General features: G+C 66.5%; 26 protein-coding genes and 3 tRNA genes. 15 read left to right on the top strand and 14 right to left on the bottom strand.

Features of this window, described 5'->3' with window-relative positions:
- The first annotated feature begins 27 nt into the window (after positions 1–27).
- Positions 28–597: a dihydrofolate reductase family protein gene (locus K5L49_RS12275; protein WP_223693109.1), complete on the top strand. Its 570-nt coding sequence runs from the start codon at positions 28–30 to the stop codon at positions 595–597.
- On the opposite strand, the gene K5L49_RS12270 is transcribed toward K5L49_RS12275, so the two are convergent.
- Positions 578–1,141: a hypothetical protein gene (locus K5L49_RS12270; RefSeq protein WP_223693107.1), complete on the bottom strand. Its 564-nt coding sequence runs from the start codon at positions 1,139–1,141 to the stop codon at positions 578–580. The genes K5L49_RS12275 and K5L49_RS12270 overlap by 20 nt on opposite strands.
- A gap of 26 nt (positions 1,142–1,167) precedes the next feature.
- Complete coding sequence (locus tag K5L49_RS12265; RefSeq protein WP_223693105.1) at positions 1,168–1,764, bottom strand: helix-turn-helix domain-containing protein; 597 nt, start codon at positions 1,762–1,764, stop codon at positions 1,168–1,170.
- Between the two features lie 58 nt (positions 1,765–1,822).
- Here K5L49_RS12265 and K5L49_RS12260 point away from each other — a divergent pair, with 58 nt between their 5' ends.
- The 3 genes from K5L49_RS12260 to K5L49_RS12250 all read left to right on the top strand — a co-directional run bounded on the left by K5L49_RS12260 (position 1,823) and on the right by K5L49_RS12250 (position 4,862).
- Positions 1,823–2,734, top strand: coding sequence for an NAD(P)/FAD-dependent oxidoreductase (locus K5L49_RS12260; RefSeq protein WP_223693104.1), 912 nt, complete (start codon positions 1,823–1,825; stop codon positions 2,732–2,734).
- A gap of 72 nt (positions 2,735–2,806) precedes the next feature.
- The gene (locus tag K5L49_RS12255; protein ID WP_223693102.1) at positions 2,807–3,370 is read left to right on the top strand and encodes a TetR/AcrR family transcriptional regulator; all 564 of its coding nucleotides are present in this window, start codon (positions 2,807–2,809) and stop codon (positions 3,368–3,370) included.
- A gap of 85 nt (positions 3,371–3,455) precedes the next feature.
- Positions 3,456–4,862, top strand: coding sequence for an MFS transporter (locus K5L49_RS12250; RefSeq protein WP_223693100.1), 1,407 nt, complete (start codon positions 3,456–3,458; stop codon positions 4,860–4,862).
- A 36-nt stretch (positions 4,863–4,898) separates the two neighbouring features.
- Here the strand turns inward: K5L49_RS12250 and K5L49_RS12245 are convergent, their stop codons facing one another.
- Positions 4,899–5,309 carry a (R)-mandelonitrile lyase gene (locus K5L49_RS12245; RefSeq protein ID WP_223693098.1) on the bottom strand — a complete coding sequence of 137 codons (411 nt, stop codon included), beginning with the start codon at positions 5,307–5,309 and terminating at the stop codon, positions 4,899–4,901.
- 249 nt (positions 5,310–5,558) lie between these two features.
- Positions 5,559–5,642 (bottom strand) — tRNA-Leu (locus K5L49_RS12240).
- Positions 5,643–5,818: 176 nt separating this feature from the next.
- Here K5L49_RS12240 and K5L49_RS12235 point away from each other — a divergent pair.
- The 7 genes from K5L49_RS12235 to pknB all read left to right on the top strand — a co-directional run bounded on the left by K5L49_RS12235 (position 5,819) and on the right by pknB (position 14,689).
- Positions 5,819–6,556, top strand: coding sequence for an FhaA domain-containing protein (locus K5L49_RS12235; protein ID WP_223693096.1), 738 nt, complete (start codon positions 5,819–5,821; stop codon positions 6,554–6,556).
- Positions 6,553–7,119, top strand: coding sequence for an FHA domain-containing protein FhaB/FipA (locus K5L49_RS12230; RefSeq protein WP_223693095.1), 567 nt, complete (start codon positions 6,553–6,555; stop codon positions 7,117–7,119). Before K5L49_RS12235 ends, K5L49_RS12230 begins: the two co-directional genes overlap by 4 nt.
- A gap of 3 nt (positions 7,120–7,122) precedes the next feature.
- On the top strand, positions 7,123–8,376 hold the full coding sequence (locus tag K5L49_RS12225) for a PP2C family protein-serine/threonine phosphatase (RefSeq protein ID WP_223693093.1): 1,254 nt from the start codon (positions 7,123–7,125) through the stop codon (positions 8,374–8,376).
- Positions 8,360–9,757 (top strand): FtsW/RodA/SpoVE family cell cycle protein, encoded by a 1,398-nt coding sequence (locus K5L49_RS12220; RefSeq protein ID WP_223693092.1) that lies wholly within the window; start codon positions 8,360–8,362, stop codon positions 9,755–9,757. Before K5L49_RS12225 ends, K5L49_RS12220 begins: the two co-directional genes overlap by 17 nt.
- Complete coding sequence (locus tag K5L49_RS12215) at positions 9,758–11,212, top strand: peptidoglycan D,D-transpeptidase FtsI family protein (RefSeq protein ID WP_223693090.1); 1,455 nt, start codon at positions 9,758–9,760, stop codon at positions 11,210–11,212.
- A complete protein-coding gene (locus K5L49_RS12210; RefSeq protein WP_223693089.1) occupies positions 11,209–12,918 on the top strand; it encodes a serine/threonine-protein kinase in 1,710 nt (569 codons plus the stop codon). Before K5L49_RS12215 ends, K5L49_RS12210 begins: the two co-directional genes overlap by 4 nt.
- Before the next feature lie 79 nt (positions 12,919–12,997).
- Positions 12,998–14,689 (top strand): Stk1 family PASTA domain-containing Ser/Thr kinase, encoded by a 1,692-nt coding sequence (gene pknB, locus K5L49_RS12205; RefSeq protein ID WP_223693088.1) that lies wholly within the window; start codon positions 12,998–13,000, stop codon positions 14,687–14,689.
- A 32-nt stretch (positions 14,690–14,721) separates the two neighbouring features.
- Here the strand turns inward: pknB and K5L49_RS12200 are convergent, their stop codons facing one another.
- Genes K5L49_RS12200 through K5L49_RS12190 form a run of 3 tightly spaced genes read right to left on the bottom strand, consistent with a single transcriptional unit; the run spans position 14,722 to position 16,337 of the window.
- Positions 14,722–15,360: an anthranilate synthase component II gene (locus K5L49_RS12200; protein WP_223693086.1), complete on the bottom strand. Its 639-nt coding sequence runs from the start codon at positions 15,358–15,360 to the stop codon at positions 14,722–14,724.
- Complete coding sequence (locus K5L49_RS12195; protein ID WP_223693084.1) at positions 15,357–15,515, bottom strand: hypothetical protein; 159 nt, start codon at positions 15,513–15,515, stop codon at positions 15,357–15,359. Before K5L49_RS12195 ends, K5L49_RS12200 begins: the two co-directional genes overlap by 4 nt.
- A gap of 3 nt (positions 15,516–15,518) precedes the next feature.
- A complete protein-coding gene (locus K5L49_RS12190; RefSeq protein ID WP_223693082.1) occupies positions 15,519–16,337 on the bottom strand; it encodes a class E sortase in 819 nt (272 codons plus the stop codon).
- A gap of 123 nt (positions 16,338–16,460) precedes the next feature.
- Here K5L49_RS12190 and K5L49_RS12185 point away from each other — a divergent pair, with 123 nt between their 5' ends.
- Positions 16,461–16,703 (top strand): cell division protein CrgA, encoded by a 243-nt coding sequence (locus K5L49_RS12185; protein ID WP_223693081.1) that lies wholly within the window; start codon positions 16,461–16,463, stop codon positions 16,701–16,703.
- A gap of 216 nt (positions 16,704–16,919) precedes the next feature.
- Here K5L49_RS12185 and K5L49_RS12180 read toward each other — a convergent pair whose 3' ends face one another.
- Together K5L49_RS12180 and K5L49_RS12175 are read right to left on the bottom strand one after the other, a co-directional pair.
- A complete protein-coding gene (locus K5L49_RS12180; RefSeq protein ID WP_223693079.1) occupies positions 16,920–17,768 on the bottom strand; it encodes a rhomboid family intramembrane serine protease in 849 nt (282 codons plus the stop codon).
- A gap of 24 nt (positions 17,769–17,792) precedes the next feature.
- Entirely contained in the window at positions 17,793–18,332 is a 540-nt protein-coding gene (locus K5L49_RS12175) for a peptidylprolyl isomerase (protein WP_223693078.1), read from the bottom strand.
- A gap of 101 nt (positions 18,333–18,433) precedes the next feature.
- Between K5L49_RS12175 and K5L49_RS12170 the strand changes: the two genes are divergently transcribed.
- A complete protein-coding gene (locus tag K5L49_RS12170) occupies positions 18,434–18,976 on the top strand; it encodes a hypothetical protein (protein WP_223693076.1) in 543 nt (180 codons plus the stop codon).
- A 140-nt stretch (positions 18,977–19,116) separates the two neighbouring features.
- Positions 19,117–19,323 (top strand): PspC domain-containing protein, encoded by a 207-nt coding sequence (locus K5L49_RS12165; RefSeq protein ID WP_223693074.1) that lies wholly within the window; start codon positions 19,117–19,119, stop codon positions 19,321–19,323.
- Here the strand turns inward: K5L49_RS12165 and K5L49_RS12160 are convergent.
- Positions 19,320–19,739 carry an NUDIX hydrolase gene (locus K5L49_RS12160; protein ID WP_223693073.1) on the bottom strand — a complete coding sequence of 140 codons (420 nt, stop codon included), beginning with the start codon at positions 19,737–19,739 and terminating at the stop codon, positions 19,320–19,322. The genes K5L49_RS12165 and K5L49_RS12160 overlap by 4 nt on opposite strands.
- A gap of 47 nt (positions 19,740–19,786) precedes the next feature.
- Between K5L49_RS12160 and K5L49_RS12155 the strand changes: the two genes are divergently transcribed.
- Positions 19,787–20,650, top strand: a complete 864-nt coding sequence (locus K5L49_RS12155) for an Fpg/Nei family DNA glycosylase (protein ID WP_223693071.1) — start codon at positions 19,787–19,789, stop codon at positions 20,648–20,650.
- 25 nt (positions 20,651–20,675) lie between these two features.
- Here the strand turns inward: K5L49_RS12155 and K5L49_RS12150 are convergent.
- From K5L49_RS12150 to gyrA, 4 genes are all read right to left on the bottom strand, one after another.
- Positions 20,676–20,748: transfer RNA gene (locus tag K5L49_RS12150), tRNA-Ala, on the bottom strand.
- Positions 20,749–20,777: 29 nt separating this feature from the next.
- Positions 20,778–20,851: transfer RNA gene (locus K5L49_RS12145), tRNA-Ile, on the bottom strand.
- Between the two features lie 77 nt (positions 20,852–20,928).
- Positions 20,929–21,342 (bottom strand): DUF3566 domain-containing protein, encoded by a 414-nt coding sequence (locus K5L49_RS12140; protein WP_223693069.1) that lies wholly within the window; start codon positions 21,340–21,342, stop codon positions 20,929–20,931.
- Positions 21,332–23,875, bottom strand: coding sequence for a DNA gyrase subunit A (gyrA, locus tag K5L49_RS12135; protein ID WP_223695296.1), 2,544 nt, complete (start codon positions 23,873–23,875; stop codon positions 21,332–21,334). The genes K5L49_RS12140 and gyrA overlap by 11 nt, the downstream gene beginning before the upstream one ends.
- Positions 23,876–23,917 lie beyond the last annotated feature (42 nt).

Genomic DNA, 23,917 nt, shown 5'->3' with positions numbered 1-23,917 from the left:
GCCTAGAGTCATGGCGGGAGGCCCCCAATGACCAGACTCCTCTTTTCTGCGATCTCCTCACTCGATGGCTACACGGCCGACGCCGACGGAGGCTTCGACTGGGCCGCGCCGAGCGAAGAAGTCCACGCCTTCGTCAACGATGAGCAGCGCGGGGTCGGCACCTACCTCTACGGGCGCCGAATGTACGAGACGATGCGCGTATGGCAGACCCTGGGTTCCGATCCCGGTGACGTCCCGGTCATCGCGGACTTCGGCGACCTCTGGCGTCGCGCCGACAAGGTCGTCTACTCCTCCACCCTCGGCGATGCCACCACACCCCGCACCCGCATCGAAACGACATTCGACCCGGGCGCGATTCGCGCTCTCCTCGACTCCGCCGACCACGACGTCAGCATCGGTGGACCGACCATCGCCACCGCGGCCTTCCGCGCAGGGCTGGTGGATGAGGTGCAGCTGTTCCTGGTACCGGTCGCTGTCGGTGGCGGCACGCCCGCACTACCGCGCGATCTCGTCGTCCCGTTGCGTCTGCGTGACGAACGCCGTTTCGCCGACGGGACCGTCTTCCTGCGCTACCGGGTCACGGCAACCGCAGGGTGACGCTCGGGCGGAGCAGCGCCTCCTCGAGCGAACCGAGTCCGAGGCCGTGGTGGCCGAGGATCGCGACCGGATAGAAGTAGCTGTCGTAGCCGTACTCGGAGGTCGGGCAGACCAGGTGCTCGCTCTCGAACGGTAGCGGGTCGCCGGCGGTGCGCGTGACGAGATCGCCCTCGTCGCCCAGCTCCACCGATACGGTGCGCATCGGCATCCCCCCGTCGAGGTAGGCCCACGACATCGTCGGCAGCCGAACGTCGATCGTGGCGCGGAAGACCGGCTGCCGCTCACTGAGGGTGGCGGCGGCCCCGCCGACCGTCTCGCTCGCACCCTGCAGCAGCATCCAGCCGTTGATCGGCGCCGTGAGCACAAGCACCGAAGCTCCCTCCCCGACATGCGGGTTCTCGCCCCAGGGATGCCCGTCGCTCACCACATCCGCTCTGAGCGCCGCGGCGACGACGTGCACGGGCGCCGCCGGGAGGAACACCCAGCTGCCTCCGCCGAACACTTCGAACAGCCCCTCGCTGAGAACGGGCACGTCTTCCTGCACGCGTCGAGTCTAAGCAGTGCGCCGGGTCAGAGTTCGCGCAGGTGCACCGACTCGCCCTGACGGCTGAAGAGGCTGATCACTTCCACCGGCTCTGCGGTCGCGCTCCCAAGCGAATGCGGGGTGCGCGTATCGAACTCCGCCGCTTCGCCGGCGACGAGCACATGCTCCTCCTCACCGAGTCCGAGCAGCAGACTGCCGCTGAGCACATACACCCACTCGTAGCCGTCGTGGACCCGCCGCTGCTCCTTCACGCCGGGCTTGCGCCCCGGCATCAACTGTTTGAACGCGTTGAGGCTTCCCGATCCGCGGGTCAGCGGAACGTAGGTGCGCCCCTCGCGGCGCACCGGGCGCGGGTGGATGCGCGGATCTCCCGTCGCCGGCGCACCGACGAGTTCATCGAGCGGCACCCGGTACACCTTCGCGAGCGGGAGCAGAAGCTCGAGCGTCGGCCGTCGCAGCCCCGACTCCAGCCGGGAGAGAGTGCTCACCGAGATGCCGGTGGCTTCCGCGATCTCCGCCAGCGTCGACTCGCGATGCCGGCGGAGGGCACGCAGGCGGGGTGCGACGAGGTCGAGCACGCGACCGAGTTCGCCATCGTCGGATGTATCCCGCCCTCCAGTCATGTTGCCAGAATAGCAAACCGAATTGCCAATTCTCCGGGCCTTCGTCGAGGCTGAGAGCATGAACGAAACAGCCTGGGATGCCCTCATCGTCGGAGGGGGAAGCGCCGGACTCAGCGCAGCCCTCATGCTCGTCCGCTCACGCCGCCGCGTGCTGGTGCTCCACACCGGCGAGCCGCGCAATGGTGTCGCCCCGCACATGCACGGCGTGCTCGGACGCGACGGCGCTTCACCGCTGCGGCTCCTGGCAGACGGACGTCGCGAAGTCGAAGCGTATGGCGGCAGCATCCGCCTGGCCCGCGCTGTCGATGTGGAACGACAAGGCGGCGGCCTCCTCGTGACCACCGCCTCCGGCGAACGCGAATGGGCGCGGCGACTGGTGGTCGCATCCGGGATGCGTGACGGGCTTCCGGCGTTGCCCGGGTTGGCCGAGCACTGGGGCACCGGGGTGGTGACCTGCCCGTACTGCGACGGCTGGGAGGTGCGCGACCGACGCCTCGGCGTGCTGGCGACCTCCGAGTTCAGCCTGCACCAGGCGCAGCTTCTGCGGCAGCTGTCGGCCGACGTCACGTACTTCACAGGCGGTGATCTCGAGCCGGCCGATGCGGATCTCGCCGCGCTCACGGCGCGTGGCATCCGCGTCGAACGCCGCCGGCTCGAACGCGTGGTCGACGAGGGCGGCACTCTCGCCGGCATCGAGACGGCCGAAGGAGAGGTGGTCGCGCTCGACGCGATCTTCGTCGGCACGACTCCGCTGCCCGCCTCCGAATTGCTCGACCGCCTCGGCACCGGATGGACACTCGACGACCCGACCGGTCGAACCTCCCACCCGGGTGTCTGGGCCGCTGGGAATGTGGTGAACCCCGGCGCGACCGTTCCGGGGTCGATGGCGTCCGGCGCACTCGCGGGCGCGGGAGTGAATGCCGACCTCGTCGCCGAGGATGTTGCCGCGGCGGTGGGAGCCGGGTCGTGACGGTCGAGAGAGACGGTCGAGAGAGACGGTCGAGCTTGACACCCGAGAGAGAGTGAGTGTACAGTCACTCACATGTCGCCGACTGCACGCTCCACACTCTCGACCGCCGACGAGCGCCGGGAGACCGTGATCGCGAGCGCCATCGAAGTGTTCGGGCGATCGGGCTACCTCGGCACGCCGATCTCCGCCGTCGCGACCCATGCGAACATCTCGTCGGCTTACGTTTTCAAGCTCTTCCCCGGCAAGGAGACGCTCTTCGTCGCCGCCCTCGAACGCTGCTTCGATCTGATCGAACAGGCCCTTGAGGCGGGGGCGGCTGCCGGTGCCGAGCCGACGCCCGCCGGCATCCTCGACGCGATGGGCGGCACGTACGCCGAGCTCATTGCCGACCGCTCGCTGCTCATGATGCAGGTGCACGCCCAATCGGCGGCCGATGTTCCAGAGATCCGCGCGAGCCTGCGCCGCGGGCTCGCGCGCATCACCCGGTTCGCGAAAACGCGCTCGGGCGCATCCGACGACGATGTGCAGCGCTTCATGGCGATCGGACAGCTCTGCCACCTCATCGTCACAACCGGAATCGAGGCGGAGGCCTCCGACTGGGCTCGCATTCTCACCGCCGGCATCCGGCACCCCTGACCCTCGACAAACGACGGCTTCGGCCACCTTTTTTCTCTCCCGCAGGAGTGACTGATCAGTCACTCACCATCGAAAGGAAATGCCCGTGACAACGCTCATCCCCGGCTCCACGAGGAGCACCCGCCGCTGGTGGGCCCTCACTGTGCTCGCCCTGGCACAGTTCCTGGTGGTGCTGGACGCCTCCATCGTCAACATCGCGCTCCCCTCTCTCGGCGGACGCCTCCACCTCGACACCACTGCCCTGGCCTGGGTGATCACCGCGTATGTGCTCCCCTTCGGCGGACTCCTGCTGCTCGGCGGACGTCTCGCTGACCGCTACGGACACCGCAGGCTCTTCCTGGTCGGCGTCGCCGGATTCGTGGCGGCCTCCGCCCTGGCCGGACTGTCGGAGACCGGCGGGATGCTCCTGGCCGCTCGGGCTGTCCAGGGCGCCTCGGCCGCGTTGCTGGCCCCCGCATCCCTCGCCCTGGTGACCCAGCTCTTCACCACGGCCAGTGACCGCGCGAAGGCCCTCGGCGTCTGGGGGGCGGTCGCCGGGATCGGCAGCGCCGCCGGCGTGCTACTCGGCGGCATCCTCACCGCCCTGTTCGGCTGGCAGGCTGTGTTCTTCGTCAACATCCCGGTCGGCCTTGTCGTGCTGGCCACCATCCCCACCCTCGTCACCCGCGACCCGCGCGGCGCGCGGCAGCGCATGGATGTCGCGGGGGCCGCCACCATCACGACCGGGCTCACCGCCGTCGTCGCCGCCCTCAGCTCAGCCGGGCAGCTCGGTTGGTCCAACCCGGTGACTCTCACCCTCGCAGTGGCGGCGGCCGCCCTGCTCACAGCGTTCGTGCTCGTCGAACGCCGCGCCGAGCATCCCCTCGTGCCCTTCCGCTTCTTTCTCAACCGAGAGGCCGCCACGGGCAACATTGTGATGCTCCTCGCCGGGGGCGCCACTACTGCGCTCTTCTTCGCACTGTCCGTCTACCTGCAGGAAGTACTCCACTACGACGCCCTCACCGCCGGAATCAGCCAGCTCCCCCTCGCCGGCGCCCTGGTCGTCGTCGCCGGAGTCGTGCCGCCCATTGTCGCCACAGTCGGATTGCGCCCCACCCTCATCACGGCGCTCGTGGCCCTGGCCGGCGGACTCGTCTGGCTCGCCGCGGCCGGCCCACATGCCGGCTTCGTCGGCGGACTTCTCGGCCCGAGCATCGTCATCGGAGCAGCCCTCGGTGCAGGGTTCATCACCGCGACCCAGCTCGCCGTCGACGGAACGTCGGCGTCAGAGTCGGGTCTCGCCAGCGGCATGGTGAACACCAGCCAGCAGATCGGCGGCGCCCTCGGCCTCGCCGTTCTCGGCACACTCGCCGCCACCCGCACCGCCGCCGAACTCGCCGCGGACACCGCCCACGTCACAGCACTGTCGAACGGCTTCTCCTGGCTGTTCATCGGCGCTGCGGCCCTGTCCCTGCTCGGAGCCGTGGCCACCACCGTCATTCGCAAGCGCTGAGCTCGCTCCCGGGGCTCGCCATCGAGAGGGGTCGGGTCATGCCTGACCTGTGCCGTTGAACTCGTCGTCGGTGATGTGTTCGAGCCAGACGGTGGTTGTGGCCGGGTCGTCGGCGTTCTCGAGCATCGCGATGTGCTCCATGAAGCATCCGGGTGCCGCGGCGTGCCAATGCTCCTCGCCGGGCGGGGTGTAAATGGTCTGTCCGGCGTGGACGTCGACGATCGTTCCGTCACGACTGCCGAACCGGGCGACACCCTGGGTGACACGGAGATACTGACCACGGGCGTGGGAGTGCCAGGCGGTGCGGGCGCCGGGCGCGAAACGGACGGTCGCGACGACCATCCGCTGGTCACCATCGTGTGGGAGCGCGATGGGGTCGAGCCAGACATCTCCGGCGAACTGCTCGGGCGGGTTCTTGCTGGTGGAGGATGCGGGTTCGATGTTCACTGGATGCTCCTGTCGGTTTCGATGCGCCTCGACGTGAGGAACTCACGAACGTCACTCTGGTTGTCCACATGTTCGACGGTACGCGTCATCCCCCCGGCGACGCAGAGGCACGCGAGATCAGCCGCTGAGAACACTCCGGCGCGATCAACACAGAAAGGCCGGCCCGACGTTTCCGTCAGACCGGCCTTTCATCGTTCGCTTGGAGCATTTCATGATCCGGTCTCCCGGAAATCCTGAACTACACCGTTGTGCGCGAGGGGGGACTTGAACCCCCACGCCCTTTCGAGCACTGGCACCTGAAGCCAGCGCGTCTGCCAATTCCGCCACTCGCGCGAACTCAGAGAGAATAGCACGGCGAGGGTATCAACGAGAATTCGAGGGCGGATGCTGAGGCCGCTCGACTACTCAATCTCGGGAATGATCTCCGCACATTCGGGGGGAGCGCTAGGGTGGCTTCTCATTCGATCCGACTAACATGCTGATAGTCGACGAGCCGGAGCGGGAGACCTGTGGGCATACTGGACAACTTCGAGAGAGGTCTCGAACGTGCCGTCAACGGCGCGTTCGCCAAGACCTTTCGGTCGGGGCTGCAACCGGTCGAGCTCACCAGCGCGCTCCGGCGGGAACTCGACACCAAGGCGGCCGTCGTCTCGCGGGATCGCATCCTGGCGCCGAATAGGTTCGTGCTGCGCATGTCGCCCAGCGACTACAAGCGGATGCACGGCATGGGTGCTGCGCTCACCGACGAACTGATCGCCTTCGTTCAGAAGCACGCGAGCAGCCAGGGCTACCAGTTCGCCGGCGGCCTCTCGATCGACCTCGTCGAGGAGGCGTCGATAACCGAGGGGATGCTGCAGGTCGACTCCGAGAACGTGAAAGGCTCCGTCGCCTGGACGCCGGTGCTCGACATCAACGGCAAGCACTACCCGCTCACCCACTCCGTGACGGTGATCGGCCGTGGGAGCGAGGCCGACATCACGGTCGACGACACCGGTATCTCGCGCCGACATGTGCAGATCATCTGGGACGGTCAACGCGCCCAAGTGCAAGACCTCGGCTCCACCAACGGTTCCCACCTCAACGGTCAGCCTGTCCGCAAGGCGATCCTCGAACCCGAGTCGGTGATCACGATCGGTCGCACCCGCATCGTGTTCCGTGTGCTGCCCCAGGCGACACGTCCGGTCGCGGCACCGGTGGACGACACCACACGACGAACCGATGTCGGCGGGTTCTGGAGCGAATCGTGAACCCCAGCGAGCTCACCCTCCTCGTGCTGCGTTTCGGTTTCCTGCTTCTGCTGTGGTTGTTCGTGTTCGGCATCGTCTATGCGCTGCGCACCGACCTGTTCGGGCAGCGCGTGCGCAAGCTTCCCGAACAGACGGCCGCGGCATTACCGTTCCCCGCCGCGCCCACCTCCGGTGCCACGGCACCGACGATGCAGCACGCGCCCGCGTCGAACCTCCCGTCGGGAGCGAACTCCGCAATCGTTTCGGGCGGGCGGCCGAACGCCACAGTGCTCACCGCCAGCCGCCTCGTCATCACCTCCGGACCCCGCCAGGGAACGGAGCTCCCCCTCGGGCGCGACCCCATCACCATCGGGCGCTCCAGCGAGTCCGGTCTGGTGATCCGCGACGACTACACCTCCACGCACCACGCGCGCCTGCTGCTCTGGAACGACGAGTGGATGGTCCAAGACCTCGACTCCACGAACGGCACCTTCCTCGACGGGCGGCGTGTGACCGTCCCCACCCAGATCCCGCTCGACACCCCGATCAAGATCGGCACGACCACGTTCGAGTTGCGACGGTAAGCCGTGGCAGCTCCGAACCGGGCGGCGGCCGTCTCACACATCGGCAAGATCCGCGCGAACAACCAGGACTCCGGCTATGCCGGGCGCGACCTGTTCGTCGTCGCCGACGGGATGGGCGGCCACGCCGGCGGTGACGTCGCGTCGGCGATCGCCGTCACCCGCATCCGCGAGGCCGACAAGGAGTACGCCTCCGCCTCGGAGGCGGAGTTCGCCCTGCAGTCGGCACTGATCGCGGCCAACTCACTGCTCGCCGAGACGGTGTTCGAGCATCCGGAACTCACCGGCATGGGGACGACCGTGAGCGCCCTCATCCGCGTCGGCGATCAGATCGCGCTCGCCCACATCGGCGACTCCCGCATCTACCTGTTCCGCGACGGCGCATTGAAGCAGGTCTCCACCGACCACACGTTCGTGCAGCGCCTGGTCGACAGCGGGCGCATCACCGAAGAAGAGGCGATGGTGCACCCGCGCCGCTCGGTGCTGATGCGCGTGCTCGGTGACGTCGACGCCTCCCCCGAGATCGACACGTGGACCCTCGACACCCGGCCGGGCGACCGTTGGCTCATCTGCTCCGACGGGCTGAGCGGCGTCGTCAAACACGACGAGCTTCAGGCCGCACTCGCCTCCCGCGACGCCCCCCGCCAGGTCGCCGAGAAGATGGTCCGGCTCAGCCTCGACGCCGGTGCGCCCGACAACGTCACGATCGTGCTGCTCGATGTCGCGGATGTCGCCCCCGGCGAGGTCATGAAAGACCCGATCACCGTCGGCTCGGCCTCGGCACCGCTGGCTTTCGGCGGCGAGGCCAAACCCACGTCGCGCACGACGCGACTGCCCTCGCTGCGACTGCACCCCATCCGGCCCGCCACCGGACCCACGCACTTTGAGCCGCAGTCGGAGGACTACCTCGACGAGCTCATCGAAGAAGACCAGCGCCGCGTGCGCCGCCGCAAGCTCACCTGGCTGATCGGGGTGATCGTTCTCGTGGTGGCGATCGCCCTCGCCGCCCTCTTCGGGTACGAGTGGACGCAGTCGCGCTACTTCGTCGGCGCCTCGCCGTCGGGGAACGTCGCCGTGTTCCAGGGTGTGCAGCAGAGCCTGGGGCCGATCAGCCTCTCCCATGTGTATGAGGAGTCGAGCGTGAGGCTCGACAACCTCCCGTCGTACGACAAACAGCTCGTGGAACAGACCATCAACGCCGACACGCTGCAATCGGCGCGATCGATCGTGGAACAGCTGAGCGATGCCAGCAAGAAGTGAGAACGCGGTGATCGACTCGACTCGACCGGCCACCGGCACGGTCAAACGGCTGCGCCTGCCCGCCAAGCAGCGCAACCTGGAGCTCGTCCTCCTCGTCGCGGCCTGCGCCATCAACGCCATCGCCGTGGTGCTGGTGCAGCTCGGGGCCATCGGACATGTCGACCTCACGCTGCTCTACCTCGGGGCCGGGCTCTCGGTGCTCGTTATCGGGATGCACGTCGCCCTCCGCTTCGTCGCCCCCCAGGCCGACCCGTTCCTGCTCCCCATCGCCACGGTGCTGAACGGTATCGGCATCGCCGAGATCTACCGCATCGACATCCATTTCGGCTACAGCGGCTGGGACAGCGCCGGTGTGCGCCAGATCGTGTGGAGTGCCATCGCGATCATCTGCGCGATCGTCGTGATCATGGTCATCCGCAACCACCGCGTGCTGCAGCGCTACACCTACATCTTCGGGCTGGCGGCCCTGCTCCTGCTGCTGCTGCCGATGCTGCCCGGCATCGGCAAGACCATCTCCGGTGCCCGCGTCTGGATCGGCATCGGCCCGTTCAGCTTCCAGCCGGGTGAGATCGCCAAGCTCTGCCTGGCCATCTTCTTCGCCGGGTACCTCGTGCAGCGCCGCGACTCGCTCGCGATGGTGGGCAAGAAGTTCCTCGGGATGCGGTTCCCGCGCGTGCGCGACCTGGGCCCCATCCTCATCATCTGGCTGATGTCGATGGCCGTCATCGTCTTCCAGCGCGACCTCGGCACCGGCCTCCTCATCTTCGGACTGTTCCTTGTGATGATCTACGTGGCCACCGCTCGGGTCAGTTGGGTGATCCTCGGTTCGCTGCTCATCGTCGGTGGCGCCGTGGTGGCCAGTCAGGTGCTGCCGTACGTCAACGATCGCTTCCAGAATTGGCTCAACCCTTTCGCCCAGCACGTCTACGACGAGCAGGGCGGCAGCTTCCAGCTGGTTCAGGGCCTGTTCGGTCTGGCGCACGGCGGACTCATCGGCACCGGTCTCGGGCAGGGGCAGCCATGGATCACCCCCGTGTCGCAGAGCGACTACATCATCGCGAGCATCGGCGAGGAGCTCGGCCTCGCTGGCCTATTCGCGATCTTCGCGCTCTACCTGCTGTTCGTCGCCCGGGGTCTGCGGATCGGTTTCGCCGGCCAAGACGACTTCGGCAAGCTCCTCGCCGTCGGGCTCTCATTCACGGTCGCACTGCAGTGCTTCATCGTGATCGGCGGGGTCACCCGCGTGATCCCGCTCACCGGGCTCACCACCCCGTTCCTCGCCGCAGGCGGGTCCTCCCTGGTGGCCAACTGGGTCATCGTGGCGCTCCTGCTGCGCCTGTCCGACACCGTTCGAAACCAACCCCGACTGGTGGTGAGCTGAGTGAATCGCGAGATCAAACGCGTCAGCACGATCGTGCTCGCCATGTTCCTGGCGCTGCTCGTCTCCACATCGATCCTGCAGGTCTTCCAGGCCGACTCCCTCACGGCGGATGCGCGCAACAGCAGGGCGCGCAACGACAGCTACTCTCAGCAACGCGGCGCCATCCTGGTGGCCGGCCAGCCTGTGGCCCAGTCGGTGCCCACCACCGACGTCTACAAGTTCCAGCGCGTCTACAGCAACGGCCCGCTCTACTCCTCGGTCACCGGCTTCTTCCCGATCAACGGCGAAGCGACCGGCTTGGAGGGCGCCCTCAACGACAAACTCAGCGGGTCATCGAACTCCCAGTTCTTCGACCGCGTCAACGCGATACTCACCGGCAAGAATCCGCAGGGGGCCTCCGTCGAGACGACGATCGACCCGGTGGCTCAGAAGGCGGCATACGACGCTCTCGGCGACTACCAGGGTGCCGTGGTGCTGCTCGAACCGAAGACCGGGCGCATCCTGGCGATGGTGTCCAAACCCGACTTCGATCCCAATGCGCTCGCGTCGCATGACACGACGAAGGTCAACGCCCTCTACCAGGAGCTTCTCGACGCCTCCGGCGATCCGCTCATCAACCGCACGATCGGCGGCAACCTGAACCCACCGGGCTCCACGTTCAAGCCCGTGATGAGCGCGGCCGCGTTCGGCAGCGGCAAGTACACGAAAGACAGCCAGCTGCCGAACCTCTCCTCGCTGGAGCTGCCGGGTTCGAGCACCGTCGTGAAGAACGACAACTTCAGCACCTGCGGCCCGGGAGCGACCGTCTCCATCGCGACGGCGCAGATCCTCTCCTGCAACATCCCGTTCGCCGAGCTCGGCATCCAGATGGACCCGGAGACGATCCACGCGCAGGCAGAGAAGTTCGGCTTCAACAAGTCGCTGAGCATCCCGATCCCGGTCGAGAAGAGCGTCTACCCGCTTTACACCGACGACGCGCAGCGTGCGCAGGGCGCCTTCGGACAGTACGACGACCGCGCCACCCCGCTGCAGATGGCCATGGTCTCCGCCGGAATCGCCAACGGCGGCAAGGTGATGTACCCCAACCTCGTCGACTCGATCCGCTCGTCCGACCTGCAGACGCTGGAGAGTTTCCAGCCCAAAGAACTCGATCAGGCCCTGAGCCAGCAGAACGCCGACACGATCAAGCAGATGATGGTCGACGGCGTCGATCACGGCGTGGCGAGCAATGCAAGAATAGACGGGGTCACGGTCGGCGGAAAGACGGGAACCGCGCAGAACGGCGCGAACGATCCTTACACGCTGTGGTTCACGGGTTTCGCTCCGGCCAACGATCCTCAGTTCGCTGTGGCGGTAGTTGTTGAAAATGGCGGTGGACAAGGTCAGAACGGCACGGGTAACTCCATCGCCGCTCCGATCGCGAAAAAAGTACTAGAGGCGGTGCTGAATAAATGAGACCCACAGCAGGGCTCACCTTCGGGGGACGTTACGAGCTGCAGTCGCGGATCGCGATCGGCGGCATGGGCGAGGTCTGGCAGGCCACCGACCTCGTGATCGGGCGCACCGTCGCGATCAAGATCTTGAAAGACGAGTACCTGGGCGACCCCGGGTTCCTCGAGCGCTTCCGTGCCGAGGCTCGGCACGCCGCCCTCGTCAACCATGAGGGCATCGCCAACGTCTTCGACTACGGCGAGGAGGAGGGCAGCGCCTTCCTCGTGATGGAGCTCGTCCCCGGCGAGGCTCTCTCCACCATCCTTGAACGCGAGCATGTCCTCAGCACCGACAAGACGCTCGACATCGTCGCCCAGACCGCCGCCGCACTGCACGCCGCCCACGCCGCCGGGCTCGTGCACCGCGACATCAAGCCGGGCAACCTCCTCATCACGCCCGACGGCCGGGTCAAGATCACCGACTTCGGCATCGCCCGCATCGCCGACCAGGTTCCGCTCACCGCTACCGGTCAGGTCATGGGCACCGTGCAGTACCTCTCGCCCGAACAGGCGTCGGGGCATCCCGCGTCGCCGACCACCGACATCTACTCGCTCGGGATCGTGGCGTACGAATGCCTGGCCGGCCGCCGGCCGTTCACCGGCGAGTCGCAGGTGGCGATCGCCATGGCGCAGATCAACGAGGCTCCGCCTGAACTGCCGGCCACTGTGGCCGAGCCGGTGCGCAACCTCGTCTTCGCCTGCATCGCGAAGAACCCGGCCGACCGGCCGGCTTCGGCCGCGCACCTCGCCCGCGCCGCTCAGGCGTTGCGTCGCGGGGATGTGCAGGCTGCGGCCGCCTCGGTGCCCGCGATTCTCGGCGGGGCGGGTCTCACCGGATCCGCCACAGTGCTCCTGCCGTCGTCGCCGAGCGGGGCCACCCAGGCCACGACCATCCTCCCCGCCGCCACCGGCGACGCCGAAGACGAAGAAGCCCAGGCCTCGACAACGACGAAGAAGCGCAGCCCCTGGACCTGGCCGCTCATCGCCCTCATCGCGCTGCTCGCGCTCGTGCTGATCGGAACGATCATCGCGCTCGTCGCCCAGCCCAACAAGAATGCGCCGGCGTCTTCGTCGCCGCCCGCCTCATCGAGCGCGCCCAGTCCGACGCCGTCCTCACCGGCTCCCACTCCCACGAGCAACACGGTTCCGATCAACGAGGCCGACTTCGACGGTCTCACCGCGGATGCCGCACGGCAGAAGCTCCAGGATCTCGGCATGAGCGCCAATGTGCAGCCCGGCAATGCCGCGACGACGAACGCCCAGGTCAACACGGTCTACTCCGTGAACCCCACCGGACCGGTTCCGAAGGGATCGATGATCACGGTGAAGGTTTGGGGACCGGTAGCGCCCGTTCCCACCCCGACCGACACCGTCGCTGCGAACCCGACCACCCCGCTGCCTCTGACCAACCCGGCCACCCCGGTCACGATCACCTTCGGGTCGGCCACCTGCCCGGCCGGTCAGAAGCTCGTCGGTCGCAGCCTCTACGTGAACGGCGCACAGCAGACACCGGTCAACGCGACGACGACCACCTGGTCGCCGACGACGGCTGCAACGTACAAGCTCTCGTACACGATCTTCTGCGGTGAGTCTGTCGAGTCGGCGCAGTCGCCCACGGTCGACTACGTCGTCGAAGACCAGTCCAGCGGCGGCGGCACCGGCGGCAACTAGCGTTGCCCGCCGAGGCCACAAGGAGACATTCAGTCAGCCCCGGCTACACTATCCGCAGTCCCACCAGAAGGAGTTCGTCTTGAGCCCAGATAGCCGCCTGCTCGCAGGCCGATATCAAGTGGGCGAACTCATCGGTCGCGGCGGCATGTCCGATGTGCATCGCGGCACCGATTCGCGGCTCGGCCGCACGGTCGCGATCAAGCTGCTGAAGCCATCGCTGGCCACCGATCCGGCCTTCCGCACGCGCTTCCGGCAAGAGGCCCAGGCGGCCGCCCGCATGGCGCATCCCACGATCGTGCGCGTCTTCGACGCCGGCGAAGAGACAGTCCGCGAGCCGAACGGCCGTGAGGCACAACTCCCGTTCATCGTGATGGAGTACGTGGACGGCGTGCTGCTGAAAGACCTGATCAAGAAGGGCCCGCTCGAGATCAGCGAGGCCGTTCGCATCACCGAGGGCATCCTCACCGCCCTCGAATACTCTCACCGAGCCGGCGTCGTGCACCGCGATATCAAGCCGGGCAACGTGATGATCACCAAGGCCGGCCAGGTCAAGGTGATGGATTTCGGCATCGCCCGCGCGATCAGCGACTCGTCGGCCACCGTCGCCCAGACCACCGCCATCCTCGGCACCGCGAGCTACTTCTCGCCGGAGCAGGCGAAGGGCGAGTCGGTGGATGCGCGCACCGACCTCTACTCGACCGGCGTCGTGCTCTTCGAAATGCTCACCGGTCGTCCGCCGTTCCGTGGCGACACCCCGGTAGCCGTGGCGTATCAGCACGTGAGCGAGGCCGCGGTCGCGCCGAGCAGCATCAATCCCAAGGTCTCCCCGGCCCTGGATGTCGTGGTCGCTCAGGCGATGACGAAGGATCGCTTCGAGCGCTACCAGTCCGTGGCCGACTTCCGTGCAGATCTGGAGACCGCCGCCGCCGGCAAGGTTCCGCTGCACAAGACGCCCGATCCGCTGTCGGAGTCGCTCTTCGGCCCGCCGCCGACCGCCGTTTCCGGCCCCGAGGCCGCGTTCCGCCAGCTCGCCGAAGATCAGACGATGACCCGCACGCAGCGCCGCCCACCTGTCATCTGGGTCTGGGCGAGCATCGCCGTGATGGCCGTCGTCGTCGTGGCCGTTCTCGCCTGGGTTCTGCGCCTCGCGCCGAGCACCACGCTGCCGGAGACCTCCCGCGAGGTGCCGAGCCTTTCGGGTCAGACGATCGACAAGGCGACCGATCTGCTTCAAGGCATGAAGCTCAAGTGGACTCAGACCCCCGAGGCGAGCGCGACCTACGCCGAGGGACAGGTCATCCGCACCGATCCTGGCGCGGGCACGGTCGTCGCCACCGGTGACACGATCACCGTCTACGTCTCCACCGGCAAGAAGACGATCGCGGTTCCCGATGTGCACAACATGACTCTGGATGCGGCCAAGCAGGCGATCACCGCCGCCGGGTTGACCGTGGGCCCGGTCACGACCCAGAACTCGGCCACGATCGGCGCCAACATCGTCATTCAGACCGACCCGGCCGGCGCCGGCCTCGCCCACGAGGGCGACCCGATCGCACTCACGGTGTCGAGCGGCAAGGTCACCGTGACCGATCTCACCGGGCAGTCGATCCCCGCGGCCACCGGCATCCTCAGCGAGTTGGGCCTCAACGCGAATCCCCAACCCGACAAGACGTGTCCCAGCACTCAGGGCAGTCCGCTCGTGCACACCCAATCCGTGGTCGGGGATGTGCCGCAAGGCTCTACCGTCGACCTCACCTACTGCACCGGCTGATCCGGTCGTGGGGGCGGCCTTCGGCGTGAGTCCTAGACGAGTTTGACGAGCGGGTTGAGCCCGCGAGCCGTCTCGGCCGCCCCGGCGAGGCCGGCGACCTCTAGCCAGTTGCCGAGCATCCGGTACCCGCCCTCGGTGAGGACGGACTCCGGGTGGAACTGCACGCCGTAGATCGGAGCCTCGCGGTGCCGCAGTCCCATGATCACGCCACCGGCCGTGCGGGCCGTGACCACGAGCGTGTCGGGCACGGTGCCGTCGACGACCGCGAGGGAGTGGTAGCGCGTGGCGGTGAAGGGTTGCGCGACGCCGTCGTAGAAGGGGCTCCCGTCGTGACTCACCTGCGATGTCTTGCCGTGCATCAGCTCTTCGGCGTTTGTCACCACTCCCCCGAATGCCTCCGCGATGGCCTGATGCCCCAGGCAAACGCCGAGCAGCGGCTGGCCGGTCTCGAGCGCGAGTTTCACGACGGCGATGGACACGCCCGCGTCGGCCGGCTTGCCGGGCCCGGGCGAGATCAGCACGGCGTCGTAGTCGGCGAGGCGCGCGGCGAGCTCGGACTCGGGGATGTCGTCGTTGCGCACGACATCCGTGGTCGCGCCGAGCTCTCGCAGATAGCCGTTGAGCGTGTAGACGAAGCTGTCGTAGTTGTCGATGACGAGTACCCGGGTCACGGGCCCACGGTACCTTCCTGTGGCCCCAAGAGCGAATCCACCCACGGGAACACCCAGGTGACGAGGGCGACGAGAACCGCCGCCACCAGCACGACGAGGATCAGGATGCGCAGCCACACCGGGCCGGGCAGAATGCGCCACAAGCTTCCGTACATCGGTCAGCCTCCGTTCGCGTTGACTTGTGCGGCGATCTCGCTCGGCACATCCGCCGGGGCCTGCCAGTTCGTGAAGACGTTGTACGCGATGAGTCGTTCGCCGGCGTGGAAGGGCGGGTTGCACGTCGTGATGGTCATGAGCCGGTCTGTCGCCGTGGCGTCGGGCTGACCCGGGACCGGATTGATCACGGTGACCGCGGTCGGTTGCACGAATTCGAAGTTGCGGAAGGTGTAGGTGTACCACCCATCGGCCGTCTGCACGTAGATGTGGTCTCCGATGTGGAGTTTCGAGAGGTCGATGAAGGTGTTGCCCCAGCCGCTGTCGTGCCCGGCGACGGCGAAGTTGCCGACCGCGCCGGGCATCTGGGTTCCTTTGTAGTGCCCCACGCCGGCGTCGTAGCTGTTGAGGACCTTCTCGGTGTCCACCGTTTCGCGGATCGTCCGCTTCCAGTCCTGCCCGAGGCGCGGGATGTAGACGACGGCGAACGACTGGTAGTCGGCCGGCTCGGTCATCACCGGGGGTTTCACCGGGTCCACATTGGCCGGTGGCGGATTCTTCTTGGCCTGCTCGATCCATTTCTGGCTCTGCGTGCTCGCCGCGCTCGTCTGCTGCCCAGCGAGAACCAGGCTGTTCCACCAGACTTGCCAGCCGAGGAAGAGCAGAACGAGGACGCCTGCCGTGATGAGCAGTTCGCCCAGCACACCGAAGAACGTCGGGCGGCGGGGTGGACGCTTCTTCTTTCCCCCGCGCTTGCCCGTGCGGGGTCGCCGCAGCTCGACTTCGACCGCAGCCGGAAGCCCGAACTCGTTCGACTCGGTCACATCGGCAATGCTACCCGGATCATCCTGAGTTTCTGCAGGCCGAGCACGCCGCTGCCTCCCCCGAGAAGGTGGGGTACGGGAAGCATCGAGACCGTTCAGCACCGCCCGCTACACTATGGAGCTATGGCACGCACCAAGACGAAGACCAAGCCCGAGCGCAGCGAAGCGCAGTCCGGCGAGGATTCGCCCAACCCCGTTTGGTTCAAGCCGGTGATGTTCGGCTTCATGCTTCTCGGCTTGGTGTGGATCATCGTGTTCTACGTGAGCCAGAACCTGTATCCGATCCCCGCTCTCGGAGCCTGGAACATCCTCGTCGGCTTCGGCATCGCCTTCATCGGCTTCCTCATGACCACCCGGTGGCGCTGACCGCCGCTCTTCTTACTCAGCCCGGGATCGCCGTTCGGCCGGTCCCGGGCTTTTTCGTACCGCTGGAAGGTTATCCACAGGTGTCCTCCACAATGAGGACAACTACACAGGTGTCGTTCTCCCCAGTGTTAATAAGCCTGTGGAGAGTTACAGCCGTGTAATTATCCCCATTGTTAATAAGGCTGTGGATAACTTATCCACGATCTGGGGAGGGGTTCAGGCGACCGGGAAGACGAAGCGAATCAGGCTCAAGGCAACGAAGATCACGCAGAGCAGCACCAGCAAGGGAACCTGCCACTGCCGCCGCGACAGCTTTCGGGTCTCCACATAGATCAGCCCGACCAGAAGGCCGCCGACCAGACCGCCGACATGCGCCTGCCAGGCGATGTTCAAACCGGGGAGGAAGCCGATGACGAGGTTGATCACCATCAGAACGAGGATCTGGGTCGCACTTCCGCCCATCCGTCGCTGAATGATGAAGAATGCACCGAACATTCCGAAGATCGCCCCGGATGCGCCGAGCACGGGCTGCCCCGGATCGGCCAGGAGGAGCACACCGAGCGAACCCGCGAAGCCGCTGATGAGGAACAGTGCCAGATATCGCGCGCGCCCGAGCAACGGCTCGAGCAGGGTGCCGAAGATCCACAGCGTGTACATGTTCAATGCGATGTGGATGATGCTGACGTGCCCGAACACCGAGGTGAGCATCCGCCAGGGCTGGAAGAGCCGCGGATCGGAGTAGACCCCCGCATACTGCAGCGCGCTCGAGACGGTGTTGCCGATCCCCGGCAGGTTCTGCAGGATGAACACCACGACACAGATGCCGATGAGCGCATATGTGACGACCGGCGCACCCCGACCCGTCATGCGGGTGAGGACGGCCGGCTTGGTCCGCGGCGCGGTCGCGCGCTGCTGCGCCATGCAGTCGGGGCAGATCACCCCGACGGCACCCGGCGTCTGGCACTCAGGGCAGATCGTGCGCCCGCACCGCTGGCAGAGCACATAGCTGACGCGGTCGGGGTGCCGATAGCAATAGCTTGCCCGGGCATCCACGGGCTGAGACATCGACGGTCCTGAGATCTACCGGGCTCAGACCTGCTCGACCGTGACCGACTCGATGACCACGTCGTCCAGGGGACGGTCGCGGGCGTCGGTCGGAAGGTCGGCGAGCTTGTCGACGATCTTGCGCGAGGCCTCGTCTTCGACGGCGCCGAAGATGGTGTGCTTGCCCTGCAGCCACGTCGTCGGACCGACCGTGATGAAGAACTGCGAACCGTTGGTGCCGTGACCCATCTGGATTCCGGCGTTCGCCATCGCGAGGATGTACGGCTCGGTGAAGTCGAGCTCCGGGTTGATCTCGTCGTCGAACTGGAAGCCGGGGCCGCCCGTTCCGTTTCCGAGCGGGTCGCCGCCCTGGATCATGAAGCCCGGGATGATGCGGTGGAACACGACACCGTCATACAGCTTGTCCGTGGTCGTGGCGCCGGTGGCGGGGTGCGTCCACTCGATCTCACCGCTCGCCAGGCCGACGAAGTTCTTCACCGTCTTGGGCGCGTGGTTGCCGAAGAGGTTGACCTTGATGTCCCCGTAGTTAGTGTGGAGAGTGGCGACGGCGGTGTGCTTTGACATGGCATCAATTCTTGCACAGGGGTTCTCACCTCTCGGGTCATCCACAGGCCATTCGGTGGCAAGATGGAGTCTGTTCGCTACACGACGCAATGGAGGTCCAGATGAGCCTGACACGAAAGCGTAAGAAGGAGCTCAAGCGCCTGCGCGATAGTGCCGAAGTACTCTGGGGTCAGCAACAGGATGTTCTGGCGAATGCCAACGCAGTCGCCTCCGAGGCCAGAAGGCAGGCCGCGTACTACACACGCGAAGAGCTGGCGCCTCGCGTGCGCGATGGCTACGAGCACTACGTGCGCCCCGCCGCTCAGACCGCCGGTCGTGCCGCCGGCGCCGCGCGCGACCGGATCGTCAGCGATGTGATCCCCGCCGTCGGCGCCACCATCGGAACCGCCATGAGCGTGGTCGACCACGCCCGCGACGCCCGCGCGCGCGCCTTCCTCGGCGAGGTGAAGCAAGCTGGTCGAACCGTCACGACGAAGGCGAAGGCCGCGACCGAGAAGTCCGGACCCGGCATCGGCACCGTCATCGCGGTCGGTCTCGGCGTCATCGCCGCCGTCGGCGTGCTCTACGCGGTCTGGCAGACGTTCCGCGCCGACGACGAGCTCTGGGTCGCCGACGAAGAGCCGACGGCTCCGGCAGCCGAATAGCGGTCTTCGATGGGAAGGGGCGGCGCCGATCTGGCGCCGCCCCTTCCTGCATTGCGGGGTCGTGCACCGAGGGGAACCCCTGAATCGAATGGGGGGATATCCCGATGGCGGCGCCGTGCCCGCGGTGGGAGCGTTGACATATGACAACGAATGCACTGCAACGACCTCTCACCGGCCGGATCCTCGGCGGCGTCTGCGCAGGAGTGGCTCAGCGGTTCGGTTGGAAGCCGTCCACCGTTCGCCTGCTCTTCCTGCTCTCCTGCCTGCTGCCCGGCCCGCAGTTCATCGCCTACATCGCGATGTGGATCCTCATCCCGGCCGAACCGTCGGTCGTGCGGATCGCCTAAGGCCGAAATCCTGCCATTCTCAGGCCGATGTTCACCAGCTCCACCCGCCGCGACGGGATCGCCTCGAGCCGGAACCACACGGCCTCGTCGGTCGAGCCGCCCACCTCGTTCCTGAGGGAGCCGGAGACGACCTCCGAGCGGTAGAGGATGCGCAGGGCGTGCAACGGCCCCGCATCCGCCACGAAGCGCTGTTCGGCAGGCACGATGTGCGAGTCGATGCCCAGGAGCGGGCCGGCCTTCGCCGTGTACCCGGTCTCCTCGGCGATCTCGCGCACCACCGCATCCACCGGATCTTCGCCCGGTTCGATTCCGCCGCCGGGCAGCGTCCACCCCGATCGACCGTTCTCGTTCCAGTGGGCCAGGAGGATACGGCCGTCGTCGACGATTACACCGTAGGCAGCGACGCGGATGTCCATGCCGTCACCCTACTGCGGATGTCGGGCCCGCCAGGCAGACTGGTGGTGTGCCGGAGCTGCCTGAGGTCACCGCGTTGGCTGCGGACCTGAACACCCGTCTCTCGGGGCGCGTGATCGATCGGTTCGCCGTCCTCTCATTCGCCGCGCTCAAAACCGTCGACCCGCCGGTGAGCGCTCTCTCGGGAATGACCGTCGAGGGCGTGACCCGGCACGGAAAATTCCTCGACCTCGCAGCGGGCGATCTGCACCTCATCATCCATCTGGCCCGCGCCGGCTGGATCCGGTGGCGTGACGGAGCACCGCCACCGCCCACCGGCCGGCCCGCACGGGGCCCACTCGCCGCCCGGCTTGTTCTCGACGACGGCTCAGGCATCGACATCACCGAGGCCGGCACGAAGAAGAGCCTGTCGCTGGCCGTCGTCCGTCATCCGGAGGAGCTCCCCGGAATCGCCCGCCTCGGACCGGACCCGCTGGCCGACGATTTCACCCTCGACGTGTTCGCTGGCATCCTGAGCGGGCAGGGTCGGGCACAGATCAAAGGGGTGCTGCGCAGCCAATCGGTGATCGCCGGGATCGGTAATGCCTACTCCGACGAGATCCTTCACGCCGCCCGAATGTCACCGTTCAAACCCGCGGCCATGCCTCCGGAGCAGATCGCCCGGTTGTTCGAAGCGATGCAGTCCACACTGCGAGACGCACTCGCCCGGGCCGACGGTCTCGCGGCCTCCGAGTTGAAGAGCGAGAAGAAGCTGGGGATGCAGGTGCACGGCCGAACCGGCGAGCCGTGCCCCGTCTGCGGTGACACCGTACGTCAGGTGATTTTCGCCGACTCGACGCTGCAGTACTGTCCGACCTGTCAGACGGGCGGCAAACCGCTCGCCGACCGGGTTCTCTCGCGGCTGCTCAAGTAGCCCCGGCCGAGCAGATGTGTTCCTGTGGAGCCTAGGAGATTCGAACTCCTGACATCCTGCTTGCAAAGCAGGCGCTCTACCAACTGAGCTAAGGCCCCGGAGGGGATGCGTTCAAACAAACACAGTGTGGGGATACGAGGACTTGAACCTCGGACCTCTTCGTTATCAGCGAAGCGCTCTAACCGCCTGAGCTATATCCCCGATTGGGCAGATTTGAGACTACCTGATCTGCCCGTCCAAACGAAATCGAGCGCCGCCGATCCGAGTGGAGATCCCGCTTAGTTGTTCGTGAAACCGACGAGCAGTCCGCCGGTGATCTTCACCGACAGGTTGTAAAGCAGCGCGAAGACCGCGCCGAGCGCCGTGATCACGATGATGTCGAGCACGCCGACCACGAGCGAGAAGCCCATGACCTGACCCAGGCCGAGAATCGACTTGAGGTCGCTGCCACCGGCACCGGAGATGTCTTTGAAGAGGCTGTTCACCTGGTCGAAGATCCCGGTGCGGTCGAGCACCGTCCACACGAGGAACGTGCCGACGATGGCGATGATCGCGAGGCAGATTCCGGCGAGGAACGAGAGCTTCACGGTCGACCAGAAGTCGATGTAGACGAGCTTCAGCCGAACCTGCTTGGCAGACGCGGGCCTGCGGGACGACTTCTTGGCGAGCTTTTCGGCGACACTACTGCTCATCTACGGTTTCTTCCTTCCCGGCGTCCTCGGATTCTTCTTCACTTTCCTGAGAATCGAGGTTACGTTCGGTGTTCTTGGCCAGAGCGATGATCTTGTCGGACTCGGCGAAACGTGCGAATACGACACCCATGGTGTCGCGGCCCTTGGCGGGTACCTCGGCCACGGCAGAGCGTACCACCTTGCCGCTGGCAAGAACCACAAGGACCTCGTCGTCGTCTTCCACGATCAGAGCGCCGACCAGATCGCCGCGGTCGTCGCTCAATTTGGCCACCTTGATGCCCAGTCCCCCACGGTTCTGCAGGCGGTACTGATCGACTGAGGTGCGCTTGGCGTAGCCGCCTTCGGTGACGACGAAGACATATCCTTCGTCAGAGACCACGGAGGCATCGAGCAGACGGTCGTCACCGCGGAAATGCATCCCGATCACACCCGAGGTCGAGCGCCCCATCGGGCGGAGCGCCTCGTCGGAGGCGGTGAACCGGATGGACATGCCCTTGCGGGAGACGAGCAGCAGGTCGGAGTCTTCCTCCACCAGCAGTGCGGAGACGAGCTCGTCTTCTTCGCGGAGCTTGATGGCGATGATGCCACCGGAGCGGTTGGTGTCATATTCGCTGAGCGCCGTCTTCTTGATCAAGCCCTCTCGCGTGGCGAGCACCAGGTACTTGGCCGCCGCGTAGTCGGGGATGTCGAGGATCTCGGCGATCTCCTCATCCGGCTGCATCGCGAGCAGGTTGGCCACGTGCTGCCCCTTGGCGTCGCGGCCGGCCTCCTGCAGCTCGTAGGCCTTTGCGCGGTAGACGCGGCCCTTGTTCGTGAAGAAGAGGAGCCAGTGGTGCGTGGTGGTCACGAAGAAGTGGTCGACGACGTCTTCGCCGCGCAGTTGCGCGCCCTTCACACCCTTACCGCCGCGGTGCTGACTGCGGTAGTTGTCGCTGCGGGTGCGCTTGACGTACCCGCCGCGGGTCACGGTGACCACCATCTCCTCTTCGGGGATGAGGTCTTCCATGCTCATGTCGCCGTCGAAGCCGAACATGATCTCGGTGCGACGGTCATCACCGAAGCGCGAGACGATCTCACTCAGCTCATCGCTCACGATGGTGCGCTGACGCACCGGGTCGGCCAGAATCGCCTTGAAGTCCTCGATCTCGCGCTGGATGGCGTCGTGGTCGTCGACGATCTTCTGGCGTTCCAGCGCCGCGAGTCTGCGCAGCTGCATCGCGAGGATGGCGTCGGCCTGGATCTGGTCGACCTCGAGCAGCTCCATCAAGCCGGTGCGGGCGTCGTCGGCCGTCGGCGATCGACGGATGAGCGCGATGACCTCGTCGAGCGCATCGAGCGCTTTGAGGTAGCCGCGCAGGATGTGGATGCGCTCCTCCGCCTTGCGCAGACGGAACTGCGTGCGGCGGACGATGACCTCGATCTGGTGCGCCACCCACGCCGTGATGAATCCGTCGAGCGCGAGCGTCCGCGGAACCTTGTCCACGATCGCGAGCATGTTGGCGCCGAAGTTCTCCTGCAACTGTGTGTGCTTGTACAGGTTGTTGAGAACGACTTTGGCCACGGCGTCACGCTTGAGCACGATCACGAGCCGCTGGCCGGTGCGGCCGCTCGTCTCGTCACGGATGTCGGCGATGCCGGAGATCTTGCCGTCTTTGACCAGTTCGGCGATCTTGATCGCGAGGTTGTCGGGGTTGACCTGGTAGGGCAGCTCCGTGACCACGAGGCACACGCGACCCTGGATCTCCTCGATCGTCACGACGGAGCGCATGGTGATCGATCCGCGCCCGGTGCGGTACATGTCCTGGATGCCCTTGATCCCGAGGATCTGGGCGCCGGTCGGGAAGTCTGGTCCCTTGATGCGCTGGATCAGAGCCTCGAGCAGTTCCTCGCGTGGCGCATCGGGGTTCGCCAGGTGCCAGAGCGCACCCTCGGCGACCTCACGGAGGTTGTGCGGCGGGATGTTCGTGGCCATTCCGACCGCGATGCCGACCGAGCCGTTGACCAGCAGGTTGGGGAACCGCGCCGGGAGCACTGCGGGCTCCTGGGTGCGTCCGTCGTAGTTGTCCTGGAAGTCGACGGTGTCCTCGTCGATGTCGCGCACCATCTCGAGCGCGAGCTGGGCCATCTTCGTCTCGGTGTATCGGGGCGCGGCCGCACCGTCGTTGCCCGGGGAGCCGAAGTTTCCCTGGCCGAGAGCGAGCGGATACCGCAGACTCCACGGCTGCACGAGGCGCACGAGGGCGTCATAGATCGCCGAGTCGCCGTGCGGGTGGAACTGCCCCATCACGTCGCCGACGACACGGGCGCACTTCGAGAACGCTTTGTCGGGCCGGTAGCCACCGTCGAACATCGCGTAGATCACGCGGCGGTGAACGGGCTTGAGACCGTCGCGCACCTCCGGCAGGGCGCGGCCGATGATGACGCTCATCGCATAGTCGAGGTAGGAGCGCTGCATCTCCGACTGCAGGTCGACCTGGTCGATCTTGCCGTGGATGCCGTGGTCGGTCGCGATGACGACCTCCGTTTCGGCCACACCGGTGCTCTCGCTGGCGTTATCGCCGGTGTTCTCGTCTGG

Source organism: Leifsonia poae, from assembly GCF_020009625.1.
Taxonomy (GTDB): Bacteria; Actinomycetota; Actinomycetes; order Actinomycetales; family Microbacteriaceae; genus Leifsonia; species Leifsonia poae_A.
The sequence above is the reverse complement of the archived record's forward strand: the minus strand, read 5'-3'. Positions and strand labels throughout refer to the sequence as shown.